The sequence below is a fragment of the Brasilonema octagenarum UFV-OR1 genome, from assembly GCF_963888615.1.
GTDB classification, from domain to species: Bacteria; Cyanobacteriota; Cyanobacteriia; order Cyanobacteriales; family Nostocaceae; genus Brasilonema; species Brasilonema sennae.
In genome coordinates this window covers 1-13,107 of sequence record NZ_CAWPKW010000260.1, presented here as the reverse complement: position 1 = coordinate 13,107, position 13,107 = coordinate 1, and the positions used below count along the sequence as shown (strand labels likewise).

Genomic DNA, 13,107 nt, shown 5'->3' with positions numbered 1-13,107 from the left:
AAAAGTGAATTACTATTAAACGAGTATTGATTTGATTGTGTCGCACTCAAGGAACCGAAGTTCGAGATTGATGGGCTGTTTGTGCTAAATGCTCCCGAAATCCCACTCGTAACTTATTGGTGCCAAAATGACACCAATAAGTTAAAATTAGGAGAACATCACACGATTATCTCCATGTGTAATAGTCACAAAAATACAGTTCGGATAACAGCGAGAATTGCTGTGAGTATTCAAGAAACTCTAGAAAGAGCAGCAGAATTATCAGGTGCTACCTTGAATCAGTTTATGATTCAGGCAGCGTTGAAAGAAGCAAAAAAAATCATAGAAGATGAACGAGTGATTATTTTGTCACAAAATGATGCTGATACGGTATTTAGCCTAATTGAGAATCCTCCTGTACCGAATGCCAAGTTAAAAGCAGCCTTGAAAAAGCACAAGGAATTTTTCAGTGATAGTCATTGAATTATTAGGTAAGCAGCATGACCGCGATAGCTTTAACTGTGGCAATGAAGCATTAAATCAATTCCTTAAACAAACAGCAAGACAGCATATCCAAAAAGGTGTTTCCCGTACTTTCGTTCTAGTTAATACAGAGCAGCCAGAGGCGATAATTAGTTTCTTCACATTAACATTGTGTGAAGTGCGCGTAGACAATTTGAGCGCGAAATTTTTTAAGAAATATCCTTCAAAAGTTCCTGGTGTCAAGCTGGCAAGATTAGCAGTCGATCAAGCCTATCAGCGACAAGGAATTGGAGAAGTTTTGATGATTGAAGCAATGCAGCGTGCCTTAATTGTTGCAGAAAATGCGGGAAGCATTGGTTTATTTGTTGATGCAAAAGATGAAAGTGCAAAAACCTACTACTCTGGCTATGGTTTTGTCAGCTTGGAAGATGCGTCTTTAGAACTATTTTTGCCATTGTCAGTCATTGAGCAAATGCTTGAGTAATGGTTAAGCTACCTCAAGGCGCGATTTACAGACGAATGAGGAACCTCAGAACGATTTATTGGTATCAGCTATTTCAGTGCAAGCGATCGTTTCTTCAACTGATACACAGCTTTTTCTAATTCAAATAAATCCCAGACGGATGTTTTGTAGTCTGGATAATTTTGAAGATCTGCGACTGTTCCCAAGTATACATAGTGGAAGTTGCGAGCGATCGCCTTTTTCCCCGCCGTATCGTTTTCGGAAATTAGCAAATAATGATATAGTTTCTTAATTAAATCTTTTTATAAGTGAAGCAACTTGACGATCAGCATCTCAGAGGAAGCCTTCGACGATTTATATGATGAAACTGTTGAAGATTGCTATCAATTAGATCCCGATGACGAGCTAGATATGGTGCAGCTAACGCCTATGCTTGTGGGACATGGCTATTCAAGAAAAATTATACTAAGGGAAGGGCTGGAACTACACATTGATAATTCTCGATGGTGCAATCGCCTGCTTATTATTCGCCCAGAACGGGAAAGCTGGTTAGATTTTCACTTCCATCTCTGTGGACAACACAAGGATAAATATACTGAGGTGGGTGACCATCAGTACGTGCTTTATGGTAGCGGCATAGCCCCCAAAGACACAATAGATAGTGTTCACAGCGATTATGTTTTGGAAGTAACAGTCTCTATGCAACCAGAGGTGCTACATTCTTTCATTGGCAACTTCCAAGGACAGCTTCCTGCCCAATTTTGCCATTTGATTCGTAAACCCGATCAAGAACACTACACGCGCTGTGGAAGTATAACACCTATGATGAAGCGTATGTTGTGGCAAATTTTACGCTGTCCCTATCAGGGTATTACTAAACGGATGTGTTTGCAAGGAAAAGTACTGGAAGTAGTGGCATTGGTACTAGAGCAAGAGGCAGAAATTTACAAAGGGCAAATACAAAGTGTTAGTTTAGAGCCAGAGCGACGCGATCGCATCTATCATGCTAGAGAAATTTTATTACAGAATTTAGATCATCCGCTTTCATTGGGCGAGTTGGCAAGGCAAGCAGGACTAAACGAATGCACCCTCAAGCGTGAATTTCGTCAAGTGTTTGGTAAGACAGTATTTAGCTACTTGCGTGATTATCGCTTAGAACAAGCCCGCCAACTACTGGAAACGGAAGATATAAGTACGACGGAAGTTTCGCGGCTGGTGGGATTTGCTAATCGGGGTTATTTTGCGGCTGCATTCCGAGAGAAATTTGGACTAAATCCCAAAGAATACAAAAAGCAACGAAAAAATTCCGTCTAGCGATCAAAAAAATTCCGTCTAGCGATCAAAACTCTATTCCTCTGGACTGAACAAAGTTATAGAGTAATTGAGAGTATTTTTCAGTGTGGTGTGAGCAATGTTGAATCAGCTACAGTGCTTATCTTTAATGGGTGCTTTATTAGTGCTGGTAGCTCAACCAGCAAAGGCACAAGAAAGTAGCGATCAAATAGATGAAAAGGTTGCAGTTACAGATAAAGAATTTGCGTTGCCGAAGCCGGGCGTAGTCATCGCCAAATCTCCAGTTGGTGTCCTTCGTTCCAGGAAACCCCAACTCAAACGGTCTCAAAGTGCAAGTTTACCGCAAAGAGCAAAGTCGGATGAAGCAAGTAAAAATATTTCCCAACTGAGTGAAATCAAACTTCCCGCTAATAGCGCTCAAATGCTGGTACAGTCGCCAACACCAAACAACCCTCCTACCCAACCAGGTTCAGTTGTAGCAATCACGTCACGGGGATTAAAGCAAATCCTACAGACAAAGGTGTGGAGGTAATTTTAGAGACAACCCAAGGAACTCGACTACAAGTTACAAATCGCAGTACAGGTAATAATTTTATTGCCGATTTATCTGGTGGGCAGTTGCGTTTACCGTCAGGCAAAGCTTTTACGTTTCGTTCCGAAAAACCACTTGCGGAAATTACTGAAATAACAGTACAGAATATTGATGCAAATACTGTGCGAGTCACGGTGGTGGGTGAGAAAGCTTTACCTACAGTTGAGTTATTTGATGATAATGCGGGTTTGGTTTTTGGGGTAGTATCACAGGTAACAGCAACGCAGCCACCCCAAACACCTGCACTCCCTGCACCGCAACAGCAACCAGCAGCGCAACAGGATGACGCGATTGAGTTGGTGGTGACGGGGGAACGGGATGGGTATCGAGTACCGAATGCAAGTACTGCAACGAAGACAGATACACCATTACGGGATATTCCGCAGTCGATTCAGGTTGTACCGCAGGAAGTATTGCGCGATCGCAAGGTGAGAAACCTAACGGAAGCAGTGGAAACTGTCGCTGGTGTGATAGATGGTGGCAACCGAGCTGGTTCATCCGCATCCAGCAGATTCATCCGAGGATTTGAGCAATCAGGTAACTTTCGCAATCGCTATCGAGATGCGCCTAATACATACATCCTCAGCAGTCCCATTGGCACAATTGAGCAAGTGGAAGTTGTGAAAGGCCCCGCTTCTGTGCTTTTTGGAGACACAGAACCTGGTGGAATTGTCAATGTCACCACGAAAAAACCCCTGAGTCAACCTTTTTACAGTATTGGGTTGGAGGTGGGAAACTACGGATTCTACCAACCAACTATCGATTTATCAGGCCAATTGACGACCAAGCGTGATCTACTGTACCGCTTAATCGCTGGTTATAAAGGTGAAGGCAATATTCAAGATTTCGTCGAGAAGAATGAGGTGACAGTAGCACCCTCAATCACTTGGGAACTAAGGGATAATACAGAGTTAAATGTGTACTATGAGTACACTAAATTTGTTGCCGATCCTGCTGTGAGTAGTGGTTTGCTACTGAGTGATAATCGTCTAACTCCACGAAATCTCTATACTAGTTACCCCAACTTCACTGATAGCGAACAGTCCGCCCAAAGATTTGGCTACACTTTAACTCACAAATTTAATGACAACTGGCAAGTTCGGAATAATTTTGCGGGGCTACTTTCTAAACTCATACAAACCCAAACTTATACAACCAATGTGACGGGCGATCGCTTTGCCACAGTAGAGTCCTACGATTTGGACTATGGCTATGATAACTACTTCGGACAAATCGATTTATTAGGCAAGTTCAAAACAGGATCAATTTCCCATCAACTGCTGATTGGCTTTGATGTCAATGATTATACTGATACTTACCAGGGGCTGTTTAATACCAATTTACCCCTTCTTGACCTGAACAACCCCAATTATGATGTTCCAGAGCCAACTTATGATCCATTTCTCAAATTTCAAAACCGGGTGCGTTCCTATGGAATCTATCTTCAGGATCAAGTTACGTTTGCTGAAAATTTCAAACTGCTGATTGGTGGTCGTTATGATTGGGTTTCTAGCACATTTGAAATTGGTGATTTTGGCTCACTGGGAAATACCACAGATGAGCCAGAAAGAAATGCTGGAGCTTTTAGTCCTCGGATCGGTTTAGTCTATCAGCCCAGTGATACGATTTCTCTCTATGCCAGCTACAGTCGCTCATTTCGCGCCCAAACCTTCTTTAATTCCGCTACTCAACCCTTTGATCCCACCAAAGGCACTCAGTACGAAGTTGGCATCAAAGCAGATTGGCTAGAGGGTAAGCTCTCCACAACTTTAGCGGCTTATCATCTCACTAAGACTAACGTGGCAACGACCGATCCAAACAACCCCGTGTTTTCGATTCAGACTGGAGAGCAACGCAGCCAAGGGATTGAGTTAGATGTTGCAGGTGAGATTCTACCTGGGTGGAAGGTGATTGCTGCCTACGCTTACACTGATGCAGAAGTCACCAAGGATACTACTACTCCCGTTGGTAATCGACTCAATAATGTACCTACAAATCAAGCAAGCCTTTGGACTACATATCAGATTCAGCAGGGCACTCTGCAAGGGTTAGGATTTGGTTTTGGGCTATTTTATGTAGGCGAGAGACAGGGTGATTTAGCTAACTCGTTTCAGATAAAGGATTACTTGCGTACTGATGCAGCCCTTTACTACCGTCGCGATCGCTTCCAGGCCGCACTCAACGTCCGTAATCTATTTGATATAGACTACGCCAGTTCCGCCTATGGCAGAAATTATATCAACAGAGGTGAGCCGTTTATCATTACTGGCTCCATCAGTTGGGAGTTTTAACTAGCTCACTTTGTTGCTCATAACTTATGGCGATCGCTATTCGATTAACAAGCGATCGCTAGTTTTCCAGTGGTCTTAGATGTGACTTTGACCAAACAGCGATGTCTACGACGGTCACTGAGCTTTGTGGAAGTGCAACCTGCGCCTACGCAACAAGGACGCTAGCAACCAAAGTAGCTTTCTGATAACACTATAGTAAAAATTTTCTTATTGACAAGTTCTGTTTGGTTTTGGGGTGCAATCACTGCAACTGCAACTGTTTTACTGGAGAGTTTTGTAATTAAACTCTGTATGGTTATGCTAAATTTATCATTAATTTAAGCATTTTAGCTGAATTGGCAGATTGATATGGCGATCGCACTCTCACACCAAGCCTCTTGTGAATTGTTTGAAGAAGTGGATCAGACGCAGCAGTACAGTGATCTAACCGATGATTTGGATATTACCTGGAAACATCCAAAACAATTGGGAGAGGGATGGGTAACGGTAATAAATGAAAAGAGATAAACTATTTCAAAGCTTTCTGCTTATAAGCGGGATTATTGTTTTAATTGGTACTCCCGCAAAAGGTGAGGAAGTACGGGAGAATGGAATAGTCCAACCTTCTACCCAGACAGTAGGAAAAGTTCTAGAAAATAATTTTGTAGTGAAAGATGTCCAGAGCAAATCTCCGGTATCTGTTTCGAGTTCCGGAAAACCTGGGCAATTCCAATCTCAAATAGCAAATTCTTTCAGTCGGGTCAAGTCGGATAAACCAAGTAAGAATATTCCCCAACTCAGCGAAATAGAACTTCCCGCGACCAGTGCAGCTATGTTAGTACAGGCGCGAGCAACACCAACCAACTCCCCGAATCCAGCCCCCAGGAATGTCTCTCCAGAGCAAAGGGGGCAACACAGAGGTACTGTACTAATTACAGGTGTAAAAGCAAATCCCACAGACAAAGGTTTAGAGGTAATCTTAGAAACAACCCAAAAGGATCAGCTGCAAGTTGTTAATCGCAGTACAGGTAATAATTTTATTGCCGATATTACGGGCGGACAGTTGCGATTACCCTCACCAGATGCTTTCACCTTTCGTTCCGAAAAACCCCTTGCGGGGATTATAGAAATAACAGTAACGAATGTTGATGCAAATACTGTGCGGGTGACGGTGGTTGGTGAGAAAGCTTTGCCTGTGGTTGAGTTGTTTGATGATAATGTCGGGTTGGTTTTTGGCGTGGGCAGAAGTGCTACTATGACACAACCAGAGACCCCGCAAACTACTAAAAAGCCAGCAACCCAGACGCAGCAAGATAAGCCAGCCGCACAACAGGATAACCCAATTGAATTGGTGGTAACAGGGAAGCAAGATGGGTATCGAGTACCTGACGCGAACACTGGTACAAGATTAGATATTCCTCTTCTGGAAACTCCTGCCTCTATTGGAGTAATTACAAGAGAATTGATCGATGATACGACTCCAAAGCGTGGAGAAGACTTGATCCCCTTTATCCCTGGTGTCAGCAGAGGGTCAGAAGCAGATGATAATCAGGGAGGTAATGTCCCTGAATTTACGATTCGGGGCTTTAGTGTTGCCAGACAAATTTACATCAATGGTTTACGAGATAGCCGACGTTTTGTGATTCGAGACCTGGCAAATGTAGACCGGATTGAAATTCTCAAAGGACTTTCTTCCTTGCTGTATGGAACAGGCGCACCTGGAGGCGTGGTCAACTACATCACGAAAAAGCCCCAAGCAACATCAAGTAATAATATTACTTTTCAGGCAGGTAGCTTTAATTCCTACCGTGGAGAAGTCGATTTTACAGGTCCACTAAATACAGAGAAGACATTGCTTTATCGGTTTGTAGGAGCGGCTCAAGATGCTGATTCGTTTTACGATAACGTTGAGGACAACCGTCTTTTAATTGCGTCAACGCTTACATGGTTAACTGGCAATGGTGGTTCTGTAACACTTGAAGCTGATTATTTTCAGCAAGAGCTAAACTTTAATTCCGGAATCAAGTTTTTTAAAAACAAATTTCTTTACGATCGCAGCTACGTTGATCCGCGCGATCGTAGTCAACGGGATAACTATCGGGTAAGTACCTATATTGACCAACCATTAACCAAAAATTGGTCGATCAATCTCAGTGGTCAGTATATTGACATCAACCGAGATTTAGATATTTTCTCTGCTGCAGTGTTTAATCAAGACAGGTTAAGGTTTATAACCCGACCACTCACAGAAAGTTATACTCAAGGAGATTTGAAGGCTGAGTTACGAGGCAATTTCAAAATAGGCGCATCGGAACACAAACAACTGGTCGGTTTTGAGTACAATACCTTCAAAGCTGACACAATTTTAAACATCAGCAATTTGATTGTTGGTTCTATTGACCCACTCAATCCTGTTTTTAACGAACCACTTCCTAACTTTAATTTAGGTAACCAGTTTTATAGCAACAAACAATATGGTATTTACATACAAGATTTCATGAAACTTGGGCAATTTCGTGTTCTTGCGGGTTTACGTTATGGCTCATTTAAGTCCAAGTTTAAGCCTGCAAATCCCACAATTGTTGAAACAAATGCACAGACAACTTTTATTTCTCCTACTGTAGGATTAGTCTATAATTTCACAGATTCTGCTTCTGTGTACGCCAGTTTTAGTCGCTCAACTGAGCCAAACGATGGTAGACGTGCAGATGGTAGCTTGCTCGAACCCAAAACGGCAACCCAATACGAAATTGGCACCAAAGTTAACCTGCTGAATAATCAACTCAGCATCACTGGTGCCCTTTTCGACCTCACTCAAACCAACATTGCAGAACCTGATCCAAATAATCCAGATTTCAGCATCCTCGTTGGTGAGGTTCGCAGTCGCGGCTTAGAACTGCAAGCAGCAGGTAAAGTAACGGATAACTTGAGCCTGATAGCAGCTTACACGCTATTGGATACTAAAATTAATAAGAATTCCGAAGGCTTGCACGGGAACACGTTTATTAATTCTCCTAGCAATAGTTTAGGAATTTATGCAAAGTATAACTTTACTAAAGGTGCTTTGAGAGGACTTAGCCTCAGTAGTGGTCTAATTTATGTAAGTGAAAGACAAGGAGACAGCGCTAATTCTTTTGAAGTGCCTAGCTATGTGCGGGTAGATTTAGGGGCTGCATATACGGTGAATCACCTCATATTCCGCTTAGGGATTGAGAACTTATTCGATACAAGATATGTTGTGTCTGTTGGAAACGCTGCTAATGTGCTTCAAGGTTCTCCCTTAGCTGTTACAGGTTCAGTGTCCATCAAGTTTTAGCGTTGATAATTCAGCTTTGAAGTTTAGAGTAAGGGATTTAAGTAGATGATTATTTGCGGACTGATACAGCACTTTATTATCGACGCGATCGCCTCAAAGCGGCAATGAATATAAGCGAAATGCCGCTAAATACTACTTAATATTTGATTTCACTGCTTTCACTACAGCTACTTCCTCATGACTCAGTGGCATTAATGCCTGTAATTGAAAAGATGTACTAATAAGTGTTGCTTGAACACCCCGCACTATAACTTTATCCTGTTGAGTTGTGGGTTCTGGAACCAAACTTGATTGATAGTCTTTCACAATTAACAAAGGCTGTAACCGCTCTATATTGCGGAAAATCAATTGTGTTTGTTCGTAAGTTCCGATAATTTCAATATTGATACTACTGCGTTTTAGTTTCCCATTCACCAATGAACCAAAACTACCATCAGTAATGGGTTCAGCTTTTCCAGTCGGCACATATTTCTTCAGTTTAGCTTTGACTGCATCAGCAGAAACTTGAGTGTTGCTAGACTCAACCAAGCGATTCAAATCTAGTAGTAAAGTATCCAAAGTTTTCTCGTTAGCAAATAAAGCTAAAACCTGGATTTGTTGCTGTTTAGCAAGCGCTTGCTCCTGTTGAACTTTGTCAATTTGTTTAATATAAGTTTTCTTTTGGTCAATACTTTGCTGTAATTCGTTCTGTTTTGTTTGCTGCTGTTGAAAATTATCCCATGCTGGCATCACGAAATTCATCAGCATATAAGCTGCTCCCGCAAGTCCTAAAACTCCTAAAATAAGACCGATCACTTTTGGTGTTAAGGTGATGCCAAAAGCAACAGGATAACTTGAGGAAGTTGTCTCAAATTGCGTGTCTTCTACAAAATCGAAATCATCACCCACCGTCATCTTGGAATGACTCCTGTCTGTTGCATACTGCGAATCCGAGTCACAAGTCCTACTGTGCCTTTTTGCTCTAATTCACGAATGAATTCAGAAGCGGGAATATCACTCAGACTAGATTGAATTGTGTATTTGACTATTTGGGGTGGTTTCATTTGTAAGCTTGTTGCAGATGTAGTACCTGGTTGTATGGGTGCATCTACTAATTCTGCTGTGATAATTTTTGTTTGTGCAGCTTTGAAGAAACGAGATTGTTGTAAAGTCAACGTGAAATCGTTGACATCGCTAAAGGAACGAGCAAACCCAGATATTTCTAAACTTCCAGCAGGATTGGATGCTGATTGTCCTTGTGTTGGTGTAGTGGGTGCGATTTGTTTGATACTATCAATTTGGACTGTTGTTGGGATGCGATCGCGCAAATCTTGCAACATAGCTGACCAAGGACGAATTTGGTCAAACACACTCACTAAAGCTTGAGTTTCCTGCTTAATTTTACTTGTTTCGACTTGGATTTTATTAACACTTTCTATTTCTACTTCTAATCTTTTCTTTTCCTGTTCCATTTGTGCGATGTTCTGCTCTAATACTGTATTTTTACTTTGCACAAACCACCAACCAACTCCCACCAACGCTGGAAACAATAGACCAACGACTAGTCCTATATACACTGGTGTTAAATTGCCTGTAGGTAGAGATATTCCTAGTTGCTTCTCTTCAAAATTATTCTCAATTTTGCGGTTTTTGAGAAAGTTAATATCTATATTATACATTTATATAGGAATCCGGTTTTATTTCTGAATTGACTCGTAGAGATAGGGAACGCTTAACAGGGAACAGGGAACATAAAGTGTACCTAGCTTCGTCAAAAATAAAATCTGAGTCTTATATTTATTTTTTGTGAACTTTGAATTTTGAATTTTGAATTGTTATTCTGCCTCTCGCATTCCTAAACCAAGCACAATTCCCAATCCAGAACGTTCCACTAAGGAGTATTTCTCTTCATCAATTTGCAATGACAAAGCTGCTACTGGATCAATTTGAGAAGTTGGTAAATTCAATTGTTGTGTCAAAAAATCATCAAGTTGTCTGAGTCCGCCTCCAGGTCCAGCCAGCATAACCTGCGCTACCTGCAAATTTTCATCTTGGTTGAGATAAAAATCAATGGAACGGCGCAGTTCATCAGTGAGTTCTTCCAACACTTTCATCAATGCTACTACGCCTAGATTGATTTCAGGAATGTCATCATCAGCGTCCGTTTTTCCTCCATTTATATTACTTGAAGGAATAGATATTTCATACAACAGTTCTATCTCTTGTGAAACAGGTAAGTTCATTGCTTCAGAGAAGACAGTTTGCATGAGACCTATTCCAATAGGAACTGTACGCAAAAAGTGTGGAATTCCGTTAACAATAATCGCTATTTCTGTACAATCAAATTCTATATCTACGAGTACGACTGCTTCTTGCGAACCAAATTCTCGAAGTTGTTCACGAAGTGTGCGAATCAAAGCAAAAATGTTAATATCTAGAACATCGATTCGCAATCCGGCTAGTTCAAATGTATTTATATATGTATCAGTAATTTCTTTTCGTGTAGCGACTAACAGTATCTGTATTTTTTCAATGCCGTCATCATCTACAAAGTACCCAAGTTTCTGATAATCTAAATCCGCTTCTTCACAAGGAAAAGGTAAATACAAACCTGCTTCGTGGTTTAGTACCATGTGGCGTAGTTCTTGATCATCTAACTCCGCTGGCACAGATATGGTGCGTATAATTGATTCTCGCCCCGGTATAGCAGTAGCAACACGAGAAGCTTTGATGTTACTTTCAGCTAACGCTTGCTGAATAAATTGCGCCATTGTTGGGGAGTCAACGATTTGACTATTCACGAAAACCCCCTCAGGAAGAGACACCGATGTTAATGTTTCTAGTTTCAAACCTTGACGTAACTTACGCAGTTGAACTAAATTCACACGTTGCGGTGACAGTTCTATACCAACCCCTTTCTGGAATTTACCAAACAAACTATTGAATAGCTTCACTACAGTTTTGCTCGTTGGATTGCAAATTTAAAAATGAAATGATATTGAAGAAGAACTCAGTTGTCAGAACGCAGAATTCAGCAATCTTTTGGATCGGTGCAGCACCAAACCAATTGTAGACACCGCCATTAACTCTCGTTATTTAAACCCCTCTACTCATCACCCAGTCGTACAGAAGTTCATTCTGAGTTCTGAGTTCTGAGTTCTTTTTTGTTAAGGATTGATATCATGACGAAGAAATTGTTTTAGCTTATAATCTCCACAATTGTTTCATAAGTACCTTAAACCCAATAGACTTAAATAAAATACAAGCACGATGGTTAGCATTCAAAAATTCAAAAAACTAATTATTTGGGCACTAGTCGGTGTATTAACCAGTTGGATGGTTAGTTGTGGTACAGGCAATGTTGGTAATAGCACAAAACAAGCATCATCAGGAATCGCAAATGTTCAATTTTGGACTATGCAACTCCAACCCCAATTTACTGACTACTTTAAAAGCCTGATAACATCTTTTGAGTCAAAAAACCCTGGTATAAAAGTGAGTTGGGTTGACGTGCCTTGGACGGCAATGCAGAGCAAAATTTTAACAGCCGTTTCAGGAAAAACACCGCCTGATGTTGTGAACCTCAATCCAGATTTTGCCTCCCAACTTGCAGGAAGAAATGCCTGGTTAGATTTAGATGCAAAAGTCCCAAAACAAGTGCGTTCCTCCTATTTACCGAACATCTGGCAAGCAAGCACGCTCAATAACAAGAGTTTTGGGATTCCCTGGTACCTCACCACGCAACTAACCATTTATAACACTGATTTATTGAAACAGGCAGGTATCAATAAGGCACCTGCCACCTACGCGGAATTAGCACAGGCTGCTCAACAAATTAAGGACAAAACTGGTAAATATGCCTTTTTTGTAACCTTCGTTCCCCAAGATGCTGCAGAGGTGTTAGAGTCCTTGGTACAAATGGGAGTAACTTTAGTGGATGCTGAAGGTAAAGCAGCATTTAACTCCCCACAAGGTAAAGCAGCGTTTCAGTATTGGGTAGACTTATACAAAAAAGGACTTATTCCCAAAGAAACATTGACACAAGGACATCGTCGTGCTGTTGATTTGTACCAAGCTGGAGAAACAGCGTTCCTGTTTTCTGGAGGAGAGTTTCTGGATAACATTAATAAAAATGCGCCAAGCATAGCTAAAGTTTCTGCGATCGCACCACAAGTCACTGGTGAAACTGGCAAGAAAAATGTCGCTGTCATGAATGTTGTGATTCCTCGCGACAGCAAACAACCCGACGCCGCCCTCAAATTCGCCTTGTTCCTGACAAATGACGAGAACCAACTCAGTTTTGCCAAAGCCGCGAATGTTCTCCCATCCACAACGAAGTCCCTTGCTGATAGCTACTTCAAAGACGCACCTGCCAACGCTTCGACTTTAGATAAGGCGCGAGTGATGAGTGCGCAAGAACTGCAAAAGGCAGAGATATTAACTCCAGTGCTCAAGGATATAAAACTTTTGCAAAAAGCAATTTACGAGAACTTGCAAGCGGCTATGCTGGGTGAGAAGACTGTAGATAAAGCTGTGGAGGATGCAGCACAAGAGTGGAATAGCACGAGAACTTAAAAGTTATTACAATCTCGTTTCCAGGTTCCACCTGGAAATGCGCTTGGGGCTGCTCTGCCGCAAGTAATACAATAAACGAGTTTGACTCAGATCTTACACCTCGACTTTAGTACGCCTTGAACTTAAGTTCAAGGCTCATAGCCAAAGTCCGTTAAAA

The 13,107-nt window shown here is 41.5% G+C and carries 12 protein-coding genes; 8 read left to right on the top strand and 4 right to left on the bottom strand.

Annotation, left to right across the window (positions count from 1 at the left end; all coding sequences use genetic code 11):
• Positions 1-174: 174 nt before the first annotated feature.
• A complete protein-coding gene (locus AC5590_RS21170) occupies positions 175-462 on the top strand; it encodes a type II toxin-antitoxin system TacA family antitoxin (RefSeq protein WP_169265400.1) in 288 nt (95 codons plus the stop codon).
• On the top strand, positions 449-946 hold the full coding sequence (locus tag AC5590_RS21165) for a GNAT family N-acetyltransferase (RefSeq protein WP_169265399.1): 498 nt from the start codon (positions 449-451) through the stop codon (positions 944-946). Before AC5590_RS21170 ends, AC5590_RS21165 begins: the two co-directional genes overlap by 14 nt.
• Before the next feature lie 68 nt (positions 947-1,014).
• Here the strand turns inward: AC5590_RS21165 and AC5590_RS21160 are convergent, their stop codons facing one another.
• A complete protein-coding gene (locus AC5590_RS21160) occupies positions 1,015-1,197 on the bottom strand; it encodes a hypothetical protein (protein WP_169265398.1) in 183 nt (60 codons plus the stop codon).
• A 46-nt stretch (positions 1,198-1,243) separates the two neighbouring features.
• Between AC5590_RS21160 and AC5590_RS21155 the strand changes: the two genes are divergently transcribed.
• The 5 genes from AC5590_RS21155 (at position 1,244) to AC5590_RS21135 (ending at position 8,396) form a co-directional block, all read left to right on the top strand.
• A complete protein-coding gene (locus tag AC5590_RS21155; protein ID WP_169265397.1) occupies positions 1,244-2,239 on the top strand; it encodes an AraC family transcriptional regulator in 996 nt (331 codons plus the stop codon).
• 97 nt (positions 2,240-2,336) lie between these two features.
• Complete coding sequence (locus AC5590_RS21150) at positions 2,337-2,750, top strand: hypothetical protein (protein WP_246163140.1); 414 nt, start codon at positions 2,337-2,339, stop codon at positions 2,748-2,750.
• Positions 2,741-5,101, top strand: a complete 2,361-nt coding sequence (locus tag AC5590_RS21145; RefSeq protein ID WP_348982710.1) for a TonB-dependent siderophore receptor — start codon at positions 2,741-2,743, stop codon at positions 5,099-5,101. Before AC5590_RS21150 ends, AC5590_RS21145 begins: the two co-directional genes overlap by 10 nt.
• 348 nt (positions 5,102-5,449) lie before the next feature.
• Positions 5,450-5,608: a hypothetical protein gene (locus AC5590_RS21140; protein ID WP_169265396.1), complete on the top strand. Its 159-nt coding sequence runs from the start codon at positions 5,450-5,452 to the stop codon at positions 5,606-5,608.
• On the top strand, positions 5,595-8,396 hold the full coding sequence (locus AC5590_RS21135; protein WP_169265395.1) for a TonB-dependent siderophore receptor: 2,802 nt from the start codon (positions 5,595-5,597) through the stop codon (positions 8,394-8,396). The genes AC5590_RS21140 and AC5590_RS21135 overlap by 14 nt, the downstream gene beginning before the upstream one ends.
• Before the next feature lie 132 nt (positions 8,397-8,528).
• Here AC5590_RS21135 and AC5590_RS21130 read toward each other — a convergent pair whose 3' ends face one another.
• From AC5590_RS21130 to pilM, 3 genes are all read right to left on the bottom strand, one after another.
• Positions 8,529-9,290 (bottom strand): pilus assembly protein PilO, encoded by a 762-nt coding sequence (locus tag AC5590_RS21130; protein ID WP_169265394.1) that lies wholly within the window; start codon positions 9,288-9,290, stop codon positions 8,529-8,531.
• Positions 9,287-10,054, bottom strand: a complete 768-nt coding sequence (locus tag AC5590_RS21125) for a PilN domain-containing protein (protein WP_169265393.1) — start codon at positions 10,052-10,054, stop codon at positions 9,287-9,289. Before AC5590_RS21125 ends, AC5590_RS21130 begins: the two co-directional genes overlap by 4 nt.
• A gap of 156 nt (positions 10,055-10,210) precedes the next feature.
• Positions 10,211-11,329, bottom strand: coding sequence for a type IV pilus assembly protein PilM (gene pilM / locus AC5590_RS21120; protein ID WP_169265392.1), 1,119 nt, complete (start codon positions 11,327-11,329; stop codon positions 10,211-10,213).
• A gap of 316 nt (positions 11,330-11,645) precedes the next feature.
• On the opposite strand from pilM, the gene AC5590_RS21115 reads away from it, so the two are divergent.
• Entirely contained in the window at positions 11,646-12,950 is a 1,305-nt protein-coding gene (locus AC5590_RS21115) for an ABC transporter substrate-binding protein (protein ID WP_169265391.1), read from the top strand.
• Positions 12,951-13,107 lie beyond the last annotated feature (157 nt).